13 protein-coding genes and 1 tRNA gene are annotated in these 17,593 nt (G+C 64.4%); 8 read left to right on the forward strand and 6 right to left on the reverse strand.

Annotated features, from left to right (window positions below; all coding sequences use genetic code 11):
* Positions 1-7: 7 nt before the first annotated feature.
* Positions 8-1,783, forward strand: a complete 1,776-nt coding sequence (locus EWU68_RS01505; RefSeq protein ID WP_338049669.1) for an ATP-dependent helicase — start codon at positions 8-10, stop codon at positions 1,781-1,783.
* Here the strand turns inward: EWU68_RS01505 and EWU68_RS01510 are convergent.
* A complete protein-coding gene (locus EWU68_RS01510) occupies positions 1,742-2,593 on the reverse strand; it encodes a hypothetical protein (RefSeq protein ID WP_129314102.1) in 852 nt (283 codons plus the stop codon). The two genes, EWU68_RS01505 and EWU68_RS01510, sit on opposite strands and share 42 nt — an antisense overlap.
* Positions 2,594-2,716: 123 nt before the next feature.
* Between EWU68_RS01510 and EWU68_RS01515 the strand changes: the two genes are divergently transcribed.
* Positions 2,717-3,295 carry a M48 metallopeptidase family protein gene (locus EWU68_RS01515; protein ID WP_129314103.1) on the forward strand — a complete coding sequence of 193 codons (579 nt, stop codon included), beginning with the start codon at positions 2,717-2,719 and terminating at the stop codon, positions 3,293-3,295.
* Positions 3,296-3,349: 54 nt separating this feature from the next.
* Here the strand turns inward: EWU68_RS01515 and EWU68_RS01520 are convergent, their stop codons facing one another.
* Complete coding sequence (locus tag EWU68_RS01520) at positions 3,350-4,768, reverse strand: zinc-dependent metalloprotease (RefSeq protein WP_129314104.1); 1,419 nt, start codon at positions 4,766-4,768, stop codon at positions 3,350-3,352.
* A gap of 231 nt (positions 4,769-4,999) precedes the next feature.
* Here EWU68_RS01520 and EWU68_RS01525 point away from each other — a divergent pair, with 231 nt between their 5' ends.
* The 3 genes from EWU68_RS01525 (at position 5,000) to EWU68_RS01535 (ending at position 9,480) form a co-directional block, all read left to right on the forward strand.
* On the forward strand, positions 5,000-6,085 hold the full coding sequence (locus tag EWU68_RS01525) for a YlbL family protein (protein ID WP_129314105.1): 1,086 nt from the start codon (positions 5,000-5,002) through the stop codon (positions 6,083-6,085).
* A gap of 184 nt (positions 6,086-6,269) precedes the next feature.
* A complete protein-coding gene (locus EWU68_RS01530; RefSeq protein WP_129314106.1) occupies positions 6,270-9,278 on the forward strand; it encodes a UPF0182 family membrane protein in 3,009 nt (1,002 codons plus the stop codon).
* A gap of 128 nt (positions 9,279-9,406) precedes the next feature.
* Positions 9,407-9,480 (forward strand) — tRNA-Met (locus tag EWU68_RS01535).
* 217 nt (positions 9,481-9,697) lie between these two features.
* On the opposite strand, the gene EWU68_RS01540 is transcribed toward EWU68_RS01535, so the two are convergent.
* The 3 genes from EWU68_RS01540 to EWU68_RS01550 form a co-directional block, all read right to left on the reverse strand.
* A complete protein-coding gene (locus tag EWU68_RS01540; RefSeq protein ID WP_238692247.1) occupies positions 9,698-10,006 on the reverse strand; it encodes an ArsR/SmtB family transcription factor in 309 nt (102 codons plus the stop codon).
* A 100-nt stretch (positions 10,007-10,106) separates the two neighbouring features.
* The gene (locus EWU68_RS01545; protein ID WP_129314107.1) at positions 10,107-10,823 is read right to left on the reverse strand and encodes a PspA/IM30 family protein; all 717 of its coding nucleotides are present in this window, start codon (positions 10,821-10,823) and stop codon (positions 10,107-10,109) included.
* Positions 10,824-10,938: 115 nt separating this feature from the next.
* Complete coding sequence (locus tag EWU68_RS01550; protein WP_129314108.1) at positions 10,939-12,540, reverse strand: TPM domain-containing protein; 1,602 nt, start codon at positions 12,538-12,540, stop codon at positions 10,939-10,941.
* Positions 12,541-12,800: 260 nt separating this feature from the next.
* Here EWU68_RS01550 and EWU68_RS01555 point away from each other — a divergent pair, with 260 nt between their 5' ends.
* On the forward strand, positions 12,801-14,408 hold the full coding sequence (locus EWU68_RS01555; RefSeq protein ID WP_129314109.1) for a S1C family serine protease: 1,608 nt from the start codon (positions 12,801-12,803) through the stop codon (positions 14,406-14,408).
* Positions 14,409-14,438: 30 nt separating this feature from the next.
* Here EWU68_RS01555 and EWU68_RS01560 read toward each other — a convergent pair whose 3' ends face one another.
* On the reverse strand, positions 14,439-14,903 hold the full coding sequence (locus EWU68_RS01560; protein WP_129314110.1) for a tRNA (cytidine(34)-2'-O)-methyltransferase: 465 nt from the start codon (positions 14,901-14,903) through the stop codon (positions 14,439-14,441).
* A 94-nt stretch (positions 14,904-14,997) separates the two neighbouring features.
* Between EWU68_RS01560 and EWU68_RS01565 the strand changes: the two genes are divergently transcribed.
* On the forward strand, positions 14,998-16,245 hold the full coding sequence (locus EWU68_RS01565; RefSeq protein WP_129314111.1) for a cysteine desulfurase family protein: 1,248 nt from the start codon (positions 14,998-15,000) through the stop codon (positions 16,243-16,245).
* Positions 16,246-16,370: 125 nt separating this feature from the next.
* A complete protein-coding gene (gene mnmA, locus EWU68_RS01570) occupies positions 16,371-17,549 on the forward strand; it encodes a tRNA 2-thiouridine(34) synthase MnmA (RefSeq protein ID WP_129314112.1) in 1,179 nt (392 codons plus the stop codon).
* Positions 17,550-17,593 lie beyond the last annotated feature (44 nt).

A 17,593-nucleotide genomic window follows, 5' to 3' on the forward strand; every position in this document is an offset into this window, starting at 1 on the left:
CGAACTGTTGCTGCCGGGAGACCCTCCGAGCCCCGATCAGATCCTCGAGGGGCTGGATCCGGAGCAGCGTGAAGTAGCCACGAGCCTGCAGGGACCCGTGTGTGTTCTGGCCGGTGCGGGTACCGGCAAGACCCGTGCGATCACACATCGCATCGCGTACGGCATCGCGTCGGGCGCCTACGTCGGTCAGCGGGTTCTCGCCCTGACCTTCACCTCCCGGGCGGCGAACGAAATGCGGAACCGGCTGCGTTCACTGGGCGCCCAGGGGGTTCAGACGCGAACCTTCCACGCGGCGGCCCTGAGGCAGCTCCAGTACTTCTGGCCGCAAGCCGTGGGCGGAACGCCGCCGCAGCTGGTCTCGGGCAAGGCGCAGCTGATCACTGAGGCCGCGTCGCGCCTCAGATTCACGACGGACCGAGCCATCGTTCGCGACCTGGCCGCTGAAATCGAGTGGGCCAAGGTGTCGATGCTGACCCCTGACACGGTCGAGGAGCACCTGGTCGACCGGGAACTGCCGACCGGTTTCACGCCGGTCGGCATGGCACGCATCATGCGTGGGTACGAGGACCTGAAGACCGAGCGGAACGCCATCGACTTCGAGGACGTCCTTCTGGCGACCGTGGCGATCCTCGAAGAAGACCCTGCCGTCGCCGCGGCCGTGCGCCAGCAGTACAGGCATTTCGTCGTCGACGAGTACCAGGACGTCTCGCCCCTGCAACAAAGGCTGCTCGACAGTTGGTTGGGAGGCCGTGACGAGCTGTGCGTCGTCGGCGACGCCTCGCAGACCATCTATTCCTTCACCGGGGCCACGTCGAAACATCTCCTCGACTTCCCGCAACGTCACCCCGATGCCACCGTGATCAAACTCGTTCGGGACTACCGATCCACGCCGCAGGTCGTGAACCTGGCGAATCGCTTGCTCACCTCGAGGAAGCCCGCGCGCGATGCGACGCCGGGAGCCTGGGCGCCGCCCCTCGACCTGCAGGCCCAGCGCCCGAGCGGCCCCGAGGCGGACTGGTTCGAGTATGCGGACGACGAACAAGAGGCGGCGGGGATCGCGGAGGACATCGCGGACCTGATCTCGAAGGACGGCGTGGACCCGGCGGAGATCGCCGTCCTGTTCCGGACCAACGGGCAGTCGCAGGCCATTGAGCAGGCGCTGACCGATGCCGGCATCGGGTACCAATTGCGGGGTACGGAAAAATTCTTCAACCGGCCCGAGGTCAAACAGGCCATCCTCCAGATCCGTTCGTCGGCGCGCGCCGCGGGGGACGAGCCGGCGCCCCAGTTGGTCAGGGATTGCCTGGCCTCGCTCGGATACAAGGACAAGCCTCCGGCGAGCACCGGTTCCGTGCGGTCGAAATGGGAATCGCTGGCCGCCCTGGTGTCGCTGGCGGACCGGCTCGCGGCGGCCCACGACGAGAAGAGCGGCTCGGGAGAATCTGCCTTCACCATGTCCATGCTGGTCGAGGACCTCACGCGGCGAATCGCTCATCAGGATGCACCGGTCATGAACGGAGTGACCCTCGCGTCGTTGCACTCTGCCAAAGGCCTGGAGTGGGATGCGGTCTTCCTGTGCGGACTCAGCGAGGGGCTCATGCCGATCAGTTTCGCCGAAACCGGGGACGAGATCGACGAGGAACGTCGCCTGCTCTACGTGGGCATCACCCGGGCCCGTGAACGGCTCTCACTGTCATGGTCACTGTCCCGCACCCCCGGGGGCCGGGCACATCGGAAGCGCTCACGCTTTCTCGACGGTATCGCCCCACGGATGTACGGATAGATCCGGGTCGCCCGCGACCGGCGTCGCCAGGCCCACCGCATCCGACTCCGGACCGCCCGACTCGAGGGCACCGGAACCCGGAGTGCCCGAACCCAGGGCGCACACGCAATCCGGCCACGCGGGGCCCGTCCACGGGTCCGTACCCGGTCGTTGGCCTGTGGCTACCGCGCCGATGAGCGCCACGATGCTCATGGGCGTGAGCCCCGGCCGGGCGGCGTCGTGTTCGGCCCGGGCGCGTTCCAGACAGTCGGGACACCGGCGGCGTTCCCACGTCGTCGCATGTCGGGCACCAATCATCCCTGCGTGGTCACGAAAGAGCTGGAGACAAGGCACATCGGGGACCACCGGTAGGTCCCACGAGGTGTCCTGCTCCGGCCAGCAGGTCTCGACGACGACGTCGGGCCTGACCACCAGCCCGGTCACCGGAGATGATGCACCGGGCCTACCGTCGTCGTCATGGTGAGGCCAGCGGAGGTAGGCGTCCTCAGGGCGAAAGCCTCCACGGGCCAGGACCTCCGGAACCTGCTGGGACAACGCCCACATCAGGCACGTGGAGCGGAGGCGACCTCGATGGAGAGGACGGTAGCTTGCCGAGAGGAGGTCGAGTTCGTCCACGGGAGAACGGTCCACAATCCAAGGAAGAATTCCCGTGAGCCGAGTGTAGACCAGCACGGCGTCGGCCACTCCGCCGGGCAACCCGACGAACAGCGGAACGGGCTGGGCGAGCCGATCCCGGCGCGTGGGGCACCAAGGAACATCGCCGGATGCTCCTTCCGGAGGGTCGTGGGTCGGGCAGTGGTGGACGGTCATACCACTACTTTGCCGGGTTCGGACGGGCCTGCGGGCCGTTCTCCACAGGCTCCCGATCGATCGGTGAGGGGAAGCCCGGAATCGGGACTTCGCGCGATGATCCGGACGCGTAAACTGTCGTTGATGTCACGACTTCCTTCACGCGAGCGGCTTGCCGCAGACCGAGGACAACCAGAGGTGGAGATCAGGCGTTCCGCGAAGCGGCGCAAGACGATCTCGGCACGGTGGGAAGGGGACATGGTCGTTCTGCTCGCCCCGGCAGGGATGACGACGTCCGTGGCCCGTGATTATCTTCGCCGGTTGCTCCCGAAGCTGCTGGCCGAACGCTCCGCACGTCGCGAAGACCCCAGACGCACGGACGCGTACCTGGAGGAGAGGGCCGCGCACGTGGCCCGGTCCTACTTGGACGACAGGGTCAAACCCGTCTCCATCGGGTGGGTCACGAATCAGAACACTCGTTGGGGATCGACCACTCCGGCCACCGGAAAGGTCAGGATCTCGCACCACCTCTGGTCGGCACCGGAATACGTGGTCGACTACGTGATCCATCACGAGCTCTGCCACCTGGTCGAGGCATCGCACAATGCACGCTTCAGAAAACTCGAAGCCCTCTTCCCGCACGCGGGTCAGGCCAAGGCCTTCCTCGAGGGGATGGTGTTCGAGAGGAACCGGCTCGAGGACACGAACGCCGACCCCGCCTGAGCGGGGCCGGCGTTGCGGGGAAAGGTCGCGACGCCGCGCGGCCCTTCCTTCTGTCTAGTCGTTTCGCGGCTGATCGTCCGAGCCGTCGCCATCCTGCGGGCCGGAATCGTTGCCGTCCTCGGGCTCGCCCGGCTGGTCGTCGTAGCCGCCCGAGAGCAACTTCTCCAAGGCGGCGTCCATCTCTTCGTCGCTGGCGTGCAAAAGGTCCCTGGCCGAACCGAAGTTCTCCGGGTGATCCAGATCCTCATCGGTGGGCAGGTTCTCCGGCGCTTCCCACAAGGCATCGCGTTTCTCGACGCCGTGTTCTTCCTCGTAGCCCTTCCAGAACTGGGAAGCCTCGCGCAGACGCCGAGGGCGCAGCTCAAGACCGATCAGAGACCCGAAGGCCTTCTCCGCAGGGCCCCCGCCGGCACGGCGACGCCGCAGCGTCTCGGTCAAGGCGGCGGAGCTCGGGAGGTTCTTGGTCGCCTCGGTGCTGACGTGATCGACCCATCCCTCGACCAGGGCCAACAGGGTCTCCAAGCGGCGAAGCGTGACCTCCTGGTCATCCGTCAGCGTCGGTTTGAAAATGTCCCCCGACAACGCATCCTGCAGAGACTCCGGGTTCATGGGATCCATGTCCCGGGTTGCCTCCTCGATGCGGTCCATGTCGACGTGGATTCCGCGGGAGTACCGCGTGATGAGGTCCAGAATGTTCTCCCGCAACCACGGATTGGCGTGGAACAGCCGGATGTGGGCGGCTTCGCGCACGGCCAGGAAGAGCATGACTTCCTGAGCCGGGAGGTCGAGTCCGTCGCCGAAGTCCGCGATGTTGGACGGGAGCAACGCCGATCGCCCGGGAGACAGGGGAAGGCCTATATCGGTCGAGGACACGACTTCTTTCGACAATTCCCCAACGGCCTGCCCGAGTTGCATGGCGAACATCATGCCGCTCATCCCACCAATCACGGACGCGCCTTGGCCAAGCATGGATTTCATCTCGTCAGGCATCTGCTGCGTCAGCGCCTCGCTCATGGCTTCGGTGACCGAATTCGCCACGGGCTCGGAAATTTCGCGGAACGTGTCGAAGCAGTTCTCGATCCATTCGCTGCGCGACCACGCTTCGTCGGCCAGAGCCGCACGGTCGAAATCGATGACGGGATCCAGCCAGAGCTGCGCGAGTTGGGCGGCGTCCTTCACGGCGGACTTCTGGGTGCTGGTCACCGAGGGGTCCTTCTCGGCCGAGGCGAGACGGCGTGCGTGCTCGCGGGCCTGCCCCCAATTCGCCGAGCCGTCGGAGTTCATCCCCGACATCATGGACTGGATCTGCGCGAACATCCCGGACATCATCGCGGGGTCCACCGGCATGGCCATTCCCTGGAGATCCTCCGGGTTGATGCCTTGACCAGAGGAGAGCTTCCGGAACAACTCCTCGAAGGGGTTGTCCTCGTTGTCGTCGTTGTTGCCGTTGTTGTACGGATTGTTCGTACTCATGACACCTCGTGGTCGTCGGTTGCCGTGAGGCCGTAAGCCCACGGCGTGTCTTCTCGGTCCCCATTAAACGGCACCGACCTCGAACGCGTCAGTCCTGGGCCCCGATTTTCAGCTCATGGCACAGCGACTCCGTGATTTGGGGCAACTGTTCTGGCGATACCGGGCCGAGCATACAGGTCGGTGCGTTAACATGGCGAGGCCGTTAGTCCTACCGATGCGAGAGAGCCCCGGATGTCCCACCCGAAGACCAGATCCCTGCGATCCAGGAAGATCCGCCGTCCGCAACTCGGAACGGTCGCAGGCGTGGCGACTCTGGGGCTGGTTGCGGCAGGCGCCCTGATTCCGCCGGACTTCGTGACCGAGGGCGCAGGACCGACGTTCAACACCATCGGCGAATACAAGGGCAAGCAGTTGCTGTCCATCTCGGGGCACCCCACGTACCCGACCGACGGCAATCTCGACATGACGACGGTCTATGTTGCCGGCGGCCCGAACGGCGCCACCAGCGCCCTCAACGTGCTCAGTGCCTGGTTCAACAAGGATGCGACGGCCCTTCCCGCGGCCGCACTCTATGAGCCGACCATGACCCAGCAACAGGTCAGTTCCCAGAACACGGCCGACATGACGAATTCGCAGAACTCGGCGCAGGCCGCCGCGGCCAAATATCTCGATCTGGACTATTCGACGACGCTCACGGTTCAGGGCTCCACCCCGGACGGCGCCGCGAAACTCTCCAAGGGTGACGTGCTGAAATCCGTCAACGGGGAGCAGCTGAAGTCGTACGATCAGCTCAAGCAGGCGCTCGCCGACGGCAAGGGAGCCCCCGTGGACCTCGGCTATTCGCACGGCAAGGACGGTGAGGAGGAGACAGTCACGGTGACCCCGAAGAAGGACGACTCCTCGGGGGAGTACCGACTGGGACTGTATCTGAAGTCCGACTACGACTTTCCCTTCCACGTGGACTACGGCCTGGACTCCGTGGGCGGTCCGAGCGCCGGCATGATGTTCACGTTGGGGATCATCGACGAAATGACGGACGGAAAGATGACCGGTGGGAAACACTTTGCCGGTACGGGCACGATTGATGCCCAGGGGAAAGTGGGACCGATCGGAGGGATTCGGCAGAAGATGATCGGCGCGAAGAACGACGGCGCCAGCATTTTCCTGGCGCCTTCGGAGAATTGCGACGAAGTCAAGGGCCACATTCCTGACGGGCTCTCCGTCGTCAGCGTCTCGTCCATCGACGACGCCGCCCAGGCCGTCGAGAAGGTGGGGCAGGGTGAGGACCCGTCGTCCTTGCCCCAGTGCACCGGCTGAATCACGACGACGTCGGCCCGCACCGTTCCATGACGGAATTCCCCAGGTCACAAGTGGAGTTGCGCACACAAAAAAGGCAAAATGTTAATTCACGGTTTTCCGATCGGTGAGATCGGGTCGACCGTGTTGTGAGATCGGCATTCGCCCTTTCGCTCATCCACCGCACCGCTAGTTGAGGATTCCCGTGACGACAGGATCATCGGCCCCACGTACACCTCGCAACAAGTCCGGCGCCTCGGGCCGGAAGAAGCGCCCGCTTCTGACGACGTTCATCATCGTCGTGGCCCTGGTCATCGCGTTCGTCTACATGTCGCAGGTCTACACGGAAGTCCTGTGGTACAGGCAACTCGGGTACATCGGGGTGTTTGTCCGGGAGAACATCATCAAGATCGCCGTCTTCGCGGTCGGCGCCGTCGTCATGGGCCTTGCCCTGTGGCTGAGCCTGAGATTCGCCTGGACCCGGCGCCCGTCCGAGAGGTTGCAAGCGCAGCCGAAGCAGGGTGACGAGGGATCCGAGGCAGGTTCCGAGAGGGAGGACCTGCAATCCGTGTTCAACCAGAACATGGAAAGGTACCAGCAGGCCCTCGAGCCGATGCGACGGATCCTGATGGTCGCGATCCCCGTGGTCCTGGGGCTGTTCGGCGGGCTCACGATGCTGGCCCAGTGGGATACCGTCGCGCTGTTCTTCATGCAGGAGCCCTTCGGGGAGAAGGACCCGCAGTTCGGCTTCGACATGTCCTTCTTCATGTTCACCTTGCCGTTCCTCCGCATGGTTGCCGGTTACCTCATTACGGTGCTGGTGCTGTCGGCCGTGGGCTCGCTGGTGACCCACTACCTGTACGGCGGAATCGTGGTGCACGAGAAAGGCATTGCCACCACCAGGGCCCTCAAGGTCCAGATGGGAATCATCGCGGCGGTTCTTCTTCTCGTGCTGGCCGCCAACTTCTGGTTGGCGAGGTATTCGACGTTGCTGTCCAACAAGGGATCCTGGACCGGTGCCTTGTTCACGGACGTCAACGCCGTGATGCCGACGAATGCCATCTTGGCCATCGCGGCCCTGATCGTGGCACTTCTCTTCGCTTACTCGGCCTTCGCCGGCCGGTGGCGGTTGCCCCTGATCGGAACGGCCATGCTCTTGGTCGTTTCGTTGGTTGCGGGTGGTCTCTATCCGTGGGTCGTCCAGCGTTTCCAGGTGACTCCGACCGAACAGTCGATGGAGAACGAGTACATCCAGCGGAACATCGATATGACGCGCAGCGCGTACGGGCTGAGCGACCTGAAGACGCAGGACTATGATGCGACCGTGGACACGGGCAAGGGCGCCCTGGACGGCGACACCCCGACCGTGTCCAATATTCGTCTGCTGGACCCGAATGTCGTGTCCAACTCGTTCGCTCAGTTGCAGCAGTTCAGGCCCTACTACCAGTTCGGCAAGAGCCTCGCGGTCGACCGCTACAACGTGGACGGCCAGAACGAGGACACGGTGATTTCCGCCCGTGAGCTCAACCCGGACCAGAACCAGGGTTGGTACAACCAGCACGTGGTCTACACGCACGGGTACGGCGTCGTGGCCGCCTACGGCAACCAAGTCGAGGCGGACGGAAAGCCGAAGTTCATGCAGGAAGGCATCGCAGCCAAGGGTGTCATCTCGGACGACTACGAACCGCGTATCTACTTCGGACAGTCCTCGCCCGACTACTCGATCGTGGGCGGCTCTGACGAGGACCCCAAGCTCGAGCTGGACCGGCCTCAGTCGGCCGATGACGAAGGCTCCGGCGATGCCAAGTACACGTACTCGGGCGACGGTGGGCCGAAGCTGGGGAACTGGTTCAACCGCCTGGCATATGCCATCAAGTACCAGTCCTCGGATCTGTTGCTCTCCGATGCGGTTCGGCCCGACTCGCAGATTCTCTACAACCGCGATCCCGGCGATCGCGTCAAGAAGGTTGCTCCCTATTTGACCGTGGACGGAAACCCCTACCCGGCGATCGTGGACAACAAGGTGGTCTGGATGGTGGACGCCTACACGACGTCGAAGGGGTACCCGTACTCGACGCCGACCTCCCTGGGCGACGCGACACAGGATTCCCAGACCGAGGCGGGTGGCAGCAAGGCTCTGCCCAATGACAAGGTCAACTACATCCGCAACTCGGTCAAGGCGACGGTCAACGCGTACGACGGTTCGGTGGACCTGTACGCCTGGGACGATCAGGATCCCGTGCTGAAGTCCTGGCAGAAGGTCTTCCCGACGACCGTCAAGTCCTACAAGGACATGAGCGCGGATCTGATCGATCACGTCAGGTATCCCGAGGACCTGTTCAAGGTCCAGCGTGAGCTGCTGAACAAGTACCACGTGGACGACGCGAACAGCTTCTACGCGAACGACGACGTGTGGCAGACCCCGAAGGACCCGACCCAGGATGAGGCCCAGGACCTGCCGCCGTACTACATGTCCTTGCAGATGCCGGGAGACCAGAGGACCAGGTTCTCGTTGACGAGCTCCTTCATCCCGCAGCAGTCGGATTCCAACACGCGCAACGTCATGTACGGGTTCGTCTCGGCCAATGGTGACGCCGGTACCGGGAAGGACGGGGAAAAGGACCCCAACTATGGCAAGATCGACCTTCTGGAGCTGCCGAGGAACTCGGTGGTCCCCGGGCCTGGCCAGGCGCAGAACCTCTTCGACTCGGACACGGATGTCTCGACGGAGCTCAACCTGCTCCGCCAGGGCGCCTCGCGTGTGGTCAACGGAAACCTCCTGACGCTGCCCGTCGGTGGAGGAATCCTGTACGTCCAGCCGGTGTACGTCCAGTCCAGCGGAGATGCGTCCTACCCGACTCTCCGCCGCGTCCTGGTCGGTTTCGGTGAGAAGGTTGGTTTCGCTCCGACCCTGGATGAAGCGCTCAACAAGTTGTTCGGCGGCGAGTCCGGCGCCCAGACGGCGCAGGACGCCGGTGTGGACAGTACCGAGGCCGACGCCGGAGAAGGCGGTTCCGAGGGAGGCAGCTCGAGCGGCGGAGAGTCCCCGGATCTGAAGAAGTCTCTGGACGAGGCCAACAAGGCCATGCAGGATTCTTCGGAGGCCATGAAGAACGGCGACTGGGCCGCCTACGGGAAGGCCCAGGACCGTCTGAACAAGGCGCTCGACGACGCGCTCAAGGCCGATGGAGCCCAAGGGGAGAACAGCAAATAGCCGTTGGGTGAACCCCGAGCCTCTTGGAGGAGGCCCGGGGTTCACGGCCCCCGAAGGGTGAGCTCACGCACAATAGGCCCCTGTGGTTTGCGGCGGTGGCGGGGCGCGCGTATAGTAGAACAGGTCGCCGCGGGGTGGAGCAGTTCGGTAGCTCGCCGGGCTCATAACCCGGAGGTCGCAAGTTCAAATCTTGCCCCCGCAACGAAATGAAGGCCACGTCAGCTTCCGCTGACGTGGCCTTCTTGCTTTAACTCCGTGGTTGATCCAGCGGGCTTGGGGGAATAACCGGGACCGCTCGGCCGAGCAGAACACCTGCGCCGACGGAATGGACGCTGTCGGCGCTCGGGCGCTGCCTGACAGGCTCTCTGAGCGTGCAATGACCCCAGGCGGGACGCGACGGGCTCCGTCGGGCCGGGGAACTAGTCCTCGACGTGGCGGCTGTGGTTGAGGGCGTCGAGGAAGACGTGTGCCACGTGCTCGTCCGCCAGGCTGTAATAGATCGAGCGTCCGGATCGGCGCCCCTTGACCAGGTGGGCCTCGCGGAGGCTCCGGAGATGCTGGGACATCAGGGGCTGGGAGATGTCCAAGAGGTCCACGAGTTCGCCGACGGTCTTCTCACCTTCGCTCAGGAGGTGAATCGTGGCCGCCCTGGCGGGGGAGGACAGTGCGGAGAACAACCCGCAGACAGGTTGGTAGGCGTCCAGCTCTACGGCGGCGTCGGTATTCACGGTGTTCCTCCTGCACGGGCATGGGGCGAGTGGCTGGCACGGCGTCGGGAGCGCTCGGCTCCCGACGCACACGGTCCAGAATAAGCGGGCGGTGGCTGGGTCAGTTGCCCTTGTTCTTCAGCGCCGCGAGCCGCGCCTCGACCTCGGACTGCTGCGACAAGTCGTCCAAGGATTCGAACTGGGCATCCAAGGAGGAAGAGGCCAGTTCCTCCTGGCCACGCACTCGAGCTTCCTCGCGGCGAACCTTGTCCTCGAAACGGCTGACTTCACTCGTGGAGTCCATCATGTCGAAGGCGCGCAGGGAATCGTTGACCTGGCTCTGGGCTTGTGCCGACTTCTGACGCGCGTTGAGCTCGTCCCGCTTTCTCGACAGTTCGTCGAGCTTGGATCGCATCTTGTTCAGACCGTCCTTGAGCTTTTCGACCGTCTCCGTTTGAGCGGCGATGTGCGGTTCGGCGTCCTTCGCTTCCTTCTCGGAAGTCATCTGGCGTTGCAGCGCAACCTTGGCCAGATTGTCGAATTTGTCCGCACCCGCCGTATCGCCGTCGGCACGGTAGCGGTCGGCGGTCGAGGACGCGGCCGCGGCCTTCTGGCCCCACTCCTCGGCTTCCTTGACGTCTTCGGCGTGGTCCTCTTCCAGCATGCGCAGGTTGCCGATGGTCTGGGCGACCGCCTGTTCGGCCTCGACGATGTTGTTCTTGTAGTCGCGCACCATCTGGTCGAGCATCTTCTGAGGATCCTCGGCAGAGTCGATCAGCGCATTGATGTTGGCCTTCGCCAGTTGGGCCACGCGACCGAAGATTGATTGCTTGGTCATTGCTTTCCTCTTTTCTGGGTGTGGAGGCGAAAGGACGCCTCGCGTTCCGTGGGTCGTTGGTCTGGTACTGGGACAGTGGTGAGGCTGCGGACTGGACGGTTTCGAGGAAGGGGTATTACAGGCCCTGGCCGGTGAAACCTCCTCCGAATCCGGGGCCGCCCATCCCTGGGCCGCCGATCCCTGGGCCGCCGATTCCGCCGGTTCTGCCGGGCCTTCCGTACCCGGACCCGAACAAGATGCCGCCCAGAGCGGCCGATCCGTTCCAGTGCTCCGGGCCGTGCCCGCGGCGAGCGAAGTCGTCGACGTCGCCGGAAGCCATCCGCTGGGCGTCCTCCGCCAATCGGATGGCTTGGTTCGCCCGGTTCAGAGCGCCCGAAGGATCCGACAGGCGCAAGCTCTCCGCCTCTTCGAGATTTCTCTCGGCCTCGCCCAACCGCGTTCTGGCCTCCGCCTGGACCCCACCACGGCGGGCCCTGACATAGTCCGAGGCCGAGGTCAGGCGTGCTTGTGCGGACACCATGGTGTGGGCCAGTGTCTCCCTGGCCGCTCGGTCGCGTTCGTTCTGGTTCCGCACGCTCTCCAGACCCCGATCGAGCTCTTTCCTCGATTCGGCCAAGCGGCTGGAGAGCGTCAGCGGATCGATCGGTCCCTGGGTGCGCTGTTCCTCGATATCGGCGACAACGGTCTCTACGTTCGCGGCCGGGCCCGTCAGGTCGGCGAAGGTCCCTCGTTCCATGAGAGAACGAGCCTCTGCGAGATCCGAGGTCGCTCGGTCGACTGCCTTGCGCAGGGCCGAATCCGCGTGGTCGAGGTCCCTTCGGGCGTGGTCAATGGATTCCACCAGTGTTCGTGCCTGGCCAACGGCCTCTTCGCCCGATCGTATGCTGACCACCGCTTCCGAGGTATTTCCTTCATTCAGCAAGTCCTGTGCCCGCGTTGCGGCATGCTCGGCAAAGTCCAGACGATCGGTGGCCTGAGGGGGATTGTCGGCGACGGACGCAGTCGCCTCGGGGGAGTACGCGGTCATCAATTCGGCGTGACGGCTTTCCGCTTCGGGAATTTTGTCCCGCCAGGTCCGTATCTCTCGATGCAGGGATTCGAGCGCATCGGGAGCATTGCGCTCGAGTTGCCTCAAGTCGGCGAAATTCTGTTCATGCTTCTTGAGGGATTCTTGGGCGTCCTCGCAACCGTGGACGATCTCTTCGAGCCAGGCACGCTGGTCCTCTTCGGAATCGGGTATTTCGTCGTCAAGTTGCTTCTGGAGCTGGAAACTCCGGCGCATGTGCCCTTTGGCCTGTTCGACGGCCGTCTGGAAGGGACGGATCTGATCCTCACCGAATTGGGCCTCGGCGAAGGCAATCTCCTGCTCGCTCCGGGCGATGACATCGTCTGTTTCCACGAGCAGACTGCCGGCCCGTGACCTCAAGCGAGCGATCTCTTCCGTCTGACGGGGAGCCGCGGTCCCATAGCGGGATTGCACGGAATCGTACCGTTCGCGCTGCGTCTTCTTCCGGTTCCTCGATGAGAGGAACCACCATGCCGCAGCCCCGATGATCACCAGAGCAAAGACGACACCGGCTCCAGCTCCGAACGCGCTGCCGACGCCAGCGGCCGCAGGTTTCCCCGCCGCCGTGGTCGCATCGACACCCCAGCCTTCTGGCGGCAACGCCACGAGGGGGGATGCGGCCGTGAGGAACGGATGGATGGCCGGATTCATGGGGAACCTCGCTGGTGTCGGTCCTGTCGGTTCTTGTGAACCAGTCTAGGTGAAGGCCCGCCCGGGCAGACTGAGTATCCACAGTTTCTTCGCCCAGAGCGTGCTGGCAATCGCCCTCCTTCGCGTTTCAGGGAACATCCAGAATTCGCACAAGTTGGCCTCAGTCCGATGGGCCATAGTCGAGGAAGATCTTCACTTCCCGCACCAGAGAGTGCAGCGCGGCCGGTTCGCGCTCCGATCGTTGAGATGAAAGGCATGACATGTCCCAGAACCCCGATGAGTACGGCGAGAACCCTGGCCGGAGGGCCGACGGCGGTGCCGACCACCAGCCTTCCGCGCAGGACGGGAGCCAGGGAGAGCTCTCGGACACCGGGCGCGGGATGGGGGAGAACACGTCCACTCGTCCGATCCCGGGCTCCGGGGCCTGGGCGGCGGGAAGCCAGCACGAACCCGGCCACGAGTCGAGGCAACGGAACCAGGGCGGGCCCCAGTTCGATGGCACAGGCCAATCGGGAGGCGAGGACTCGGGGTACCAGTACGGCTCGAGCCCGTACGGCCAGTTCTACGCGGGTGGTGCCTATCCCGATCAGAACTATTACGCCGAGAACGCGGGAGAAGGGCGCGGGGCTCGTCGTTTCGGGACCGGGATGCTGATCGGCGGTATGGTCCTGGCCGCACTGGTCGGCGGCGGAACCGCAGTCGGGGCCGGTGCCCTGCTCGACCACCAATCTGCATCCGGATCGAATTCCTCCTCGTCGAAGACCACCATCGTCAACAACCAGGACTCCGTCAACGCCGTCTCGGCCTCGGCCCAGAAGGCGTCACCCTCCGTCGCGACCATCTCTGTTTCCGGTAGCTCCCAGAGCGGATCGGGCTCCGGCGTCGTTCTGGACGACCAGGGCCACATCCTGACCAACACCCACGTGGTGACCCTGGACGGGACCACGAGCAACGCATCGATCCAGGTCAAGCTGTCCAACGGAACGGTCAAGAAGGCGACGGTCACGGGTACGGACCCAACGTCCGATCTGGCCGTCATCAAGATCGATCCGCAGGGGACCGACCTGACTCCGGCCTCGATGGCCGACTCGAGCAAACTCAACGTCGGGGACATTGCCGTGGCCATCGGCGCCCCGCTCGGTCTCGACGGCACGGTGACGGACGGAATCGTCTCGAACCTGTCGCGCACGATCTCCGTCGCCTCATCGGCCGCGCCCAACGAATCGGATGCGAATCAGGACGATTCCGGGGGCAGCTCCTCGCCGTTCCGATTCCAGTTCCCCGACAAGGACGGAGGAACCAAGAAGAGCCAGTCCGACAAGACCATTGCCCTGAACGTCATGCAGACAGACGCTGCGATCAACCCCGGCAACTCGGGTGGGCCCCTGGTCAACTCGAAGGGCGAGGTGATCGGCATCAACGTCGCCATTGCCTCCGCGGGACAATCCAGCGGGAGCAGCTCCGAACAAGGCGCATCAGGCAACATCGGCGTGGGATTCTCGGTTCCGATCAACTACGCCAAGAGGGTGGGCCAGGAGATCATCGATCACGGCCAGGCCTCCCACGGCTACCTCGGAGCCAGCGTGTCATCCAGCCCCGCGTCGGAAGGAAATACCTCCGAAAGCTCCTTCACCAACGGAGCCGTGATCAAGAACGTGGTCTCGGGGTCGCCGGCAGACAAGGCGGGGCTGAAGGCGGGCGACGTCGTCAACAAATTGGACGGCCACGCTGTCTCGGATGCCGAATCCTTGACGGCGGCGGTGCGCGAGGCCTCCGCGGGCAAGAAGGTGGATATCAGCTACTCGCGCAATGGGCAGTCCACGGACGGCGAGGTGACCCTGGGGGACGCCGCCGAGTCCGGCCAATAGGACCCGGACGAGACCCGGGCGGAGCCGCGGCTACAGAACGCCGCCGTATCCGTTCTGACGCCACGCCTCGTAGACCGCGATCGAAGCGGAGTTTGCCAGGTTCAGGGAACGTCGTCCGGGGAGCATCGGAATGCGAACGAGCTCATCGATACGGGGGCTGTCCTGAACCTCGTCGGGCAGCCCCACCGATTCGGGACCGAACATCAAGGTGTCGCCTTCCGCATAGCGGACATCGGCGAAGTTCTTGGTGCCTCGCGTGCTGAAGGCGATCATGCGTGACCCGTCCAGCGCGCCCCACGCGGCATCCAGGTCAGGGTGAACCGTCATGGCCGCCAAATCGTGGTAGTCGAGGCCGGCCCGCCGCAGGTGGGCGTCCGAGAAGTTGAATCCGAGAGGCTCGACCAGGTGGAGGTGGGCCCCCGTGACCGCCGCGAGGCGAATGGCATTCCCGGTGTTGCCTGGTATTTCGGGGGTGTAGAAGAGGATATTGAACACGTCGACCAAGTCTAGCCGTGCCCCCTGGAGCTCTGCGGCCCGAAGCTGAGGCGGGGTCCCTAGAATGGGGGCGGACGGCGGTTCGGTAACCGCTATGAACACCTTCCAGGCCACGACCGAAGGAGCAACCGCAGTGCAGGGCATCTATCTCGACAACGCGGCCACGGCCCCCGTCAACGAAGATGCGTTGCAGGGCATGGTCGAACAGATGCGAATCGGTGGCAATGCCTCGTCCTTGCACGCCGCCGGACGTCGAGCGCGCATGGCTGTGGAAACCGGGCGGGAACGAATCGCCCGGTCGGTCGGAGCGGACCCGGCGGAGGTCATTTTCACCTCCGGAGGCACGGAAGCAGACAACCTCGCGGTCAAGGGCATGTACTGGAAGAGGCGCGAGAACCGTCCCGATCGCAACCGCATCTTCTTGAGCACCGTGGAACACCACGCCGTCAAGGACGCGGTGCTCTGGCTCGAGGCTCATCAGGGCGCACGCGTCGAATGGCTCGAGGTGGACTCCGAGGGACGAGTGGACCCACAGGATCTCGAACAACGGCTTGGCTCCGGAGCCGATGACGTGGCGTTCGTGACCGTCATGACGGCGAACAATGAGGTCGGTACCATCCAACCGGTCGCAGAGCTTGCCTCGGCGTGTGCCCGTGCGGAGGTCCCCTTCCACACCGATGCGGTCCAAGCCTTCGGGGCCGTGCCGGTGGACTTCTCGGCCCTCGGGTGCGCCAGCATGGCCGTCTCGGGCCACAAGATCGGCGCACCCATGGGCATCGGCGCTCTGGTCGCGCGCCGTGATGCCCCATTGGCTCCGGTCATCCACGGGGGCGGGCAGGAGCGTGATGTGCGTTCCGGAACGATCGACTCGCCCGCGATCGTCGGATTCGGTATCGCCGCGGAACAGGCCCATGATCGGCTGGACGAAGAATCAGAGCGGATCCGGAGACTTCGCGATCGTCTGGTCGAAGGGGTTCAGTCACGAATACCCGAAGCGGTTCTGCGCGGTCCCACCGATTTGTCTCCGGGGAGCCGACTTCCCGGCAATGCGCACTTCACTTTCCCGGGATGCGAGGGCGATTCCTTGCTCTTCCTGCTGGACATGAACGGCGTTCTCTCCTCCACGGGTTCGGCGTGCAACGCCGGGGTCCCTCGTCCCTCCGAGGTCCTGCTGGCCATGGGGGTCGACGAAGTGACGGCTCGCGGCGCCCAGAGATTCACGGTCGGGGCGGCCACCACGGAGGCCGATGTCGACGCCCTCCTGAATGCCCTGCCGACAGCCTACGAGCAAGCCTCCAAGGCCGGCATGGCCGACCATGCCCCGGTCGGCCCCTGGAGCTGAGACGGAACCAGGCCGCCGCACGGAGAAGCCGCACACCTTCTCACGTGATCGAAGGAATAGCACGCGGAACGAGAACGTTGTACCGTGGCGAAGCTTGTGACCGGACTGAGGCAGGAAGAGAGCGCATGAGGGTATTGGCAGCAATGAGCGGGGGAGTCGACTCCGCAGTTGCGGCGGCGCGGGCCGTCGATGCGGGACACGACGTCGTCGGCGTCCATCTCGCCCTGTCCCGCATGCCAGGAACGCTTCGCACCGGATCCCGCGGATGTTGCACGATCGAAGACTCGATGGACGCCCGCCGCGTGTGCGACAAGCTGGGCATCCCATTCTATGTCTGGGACTTCTCCGATCGGTTCAAGGAAGACGTCGTCGACAATTTCATCGACGAGTACGCGCAGGGCAGGACGCCCAATCCCTGCATGCGCTGCAACGAGAAGATCAAGTTCTCCGCCCTCCTGGAAAAGGCCGTGGCTCTCGGGTTCGACGCCGTGTGCACGGGTCACTACGCGAAATTGGTCGAGGATCCGGACGGAAACGTGGAACTCCATCGCGCCGCAGACTGGGCGAAGGACCAGTCCTACGTGTTGGGTGTGCTGACGCACGAGCAGCTCAAGCACTCGATGTTCCCCCTGGCCGAGACGCCCACCAAGGCCGAAGTCAGGGCCGAAGCGGAGGAACGCGGTTTCTCGATCGCGAAAAAGCCTGATTCGCATGACATCTGCTTCATCCCCGACGGCGACACCCGCGGGTGGCTCGAAGAGCGCATCGACCTGGAAGAAGGCGAGATCAAGGACACCTCCGGCGAGGTCCTGGGAACCCACCGGGGAGCCCGGGCCTTCACCGTGGGTCAGCGCAAGGGGCTGTCGATCGGACGGCCCGCATCTGACGGCAAGCCGCGATTCGTACTCGAAATCCGACCGAAGACCAATGAGGTCGTCGTCGGGTCCAAGGAAATGCTGGCCGTCGACGAGATCCGCGGAATCCGGGAAACCTGGGCCGGCCTTCCGGCGCCCGAGGCGCAGCGGTTCGACGCCGGGACGGACCAGCCCGGCGCGACGTCGGAATCCTTCGACATCCTCGCCCAGGTCAGGGCGCATGCCGATCCCGTTCCCGCCGTGGCACACCTGGAAATCGGGAACGTCGATGGTGAGCCCTCCAGGGAGCTGGTCGTCAGGCTCGAAGAACCCTTGCGCGGGGTAGCGCCCGGGCAGACGGTCGTGATCTACCAGGGGACTCGCGTCCTGGGGCAGGCGACGATCAACCGTGCCTACTCGCTCTCCCGGCCCGACATCGCGGGACACTAGGCGGGCAGTTCCGGTCCTGGTCCGCCGACCGCACGGCCGGTATG

Source organism: Rothia koreensis (assembly GCF_004136575.1).
Taxonomy (GTDB): domain Bacteria; phylum Actinomycetota; class Actinomycetes; order Actinomycetales; family Micrococcaceae; genus Rothia; species Rothia koreensis.

Coding starts and splice junctions, on each gene's coding strand:
- EWU68_RS01565 (WP_129314111.1), top strand. CDS start 14,998: ATGAACACCTTCCAGGCCACGACCGAAGGAGCAACCGCAGTGCAGGGC.
- EWU68_RS01510 (WP_129314102.1), bottom strand. CDS start 2,593: ATGACCGTCCACCACTGCCCGACCCACGACCCTCCGGAAGGAGCATCC.
- EWU68_RS01550 (WP_129314108.1), bottom strand. CDS start 12,540: ATGAATCCGGCCATCCATCCGTTCCTCACGGCCGCATCCCCCCTCGTG.
- EWU68_RS01525 (WP_129314105.1), top strand. CDS start 5,000: ATGTCCCACCCGAAGACCAGATCCCTGCGATCCAGGAAGATCCGCCGT.
- EWU68_RS01545 (WP_129314107.1), bottom strand. CDS start 10,823: ATGACCAAGCAATCAATCTTCGGTCGCGTGGCCCAACTGGCGAAGGCC.
- EWU68_RS01520 (WP_129314104.1), bottom strand. CDS start 4,768: ATGAGTACGAACAATCCGTACAACAACGGCAACAACGACGACAACGAG.
- mnmA (WP_129314112.1), top strand. CDS start 16,371: ATGAGGGTATTGGCAGCAATGAGCGGGGGAGTCGACTCCGCAGTTGCG.
- EWU68_RS01515 (WP_129314103.1), top strand. CDS start 2,717: ATGTCACGACTTCCTTCACGCGAGCGGCTTGCCGCAGACCGAGGACAA.
- EWU68_RS01555 (WP_129314109.1), top strand. CDS start 12,801: ATGTCCCAGAACCCCGATGAGTACGGCGAGAACCCTGGCCGGAGGGCC.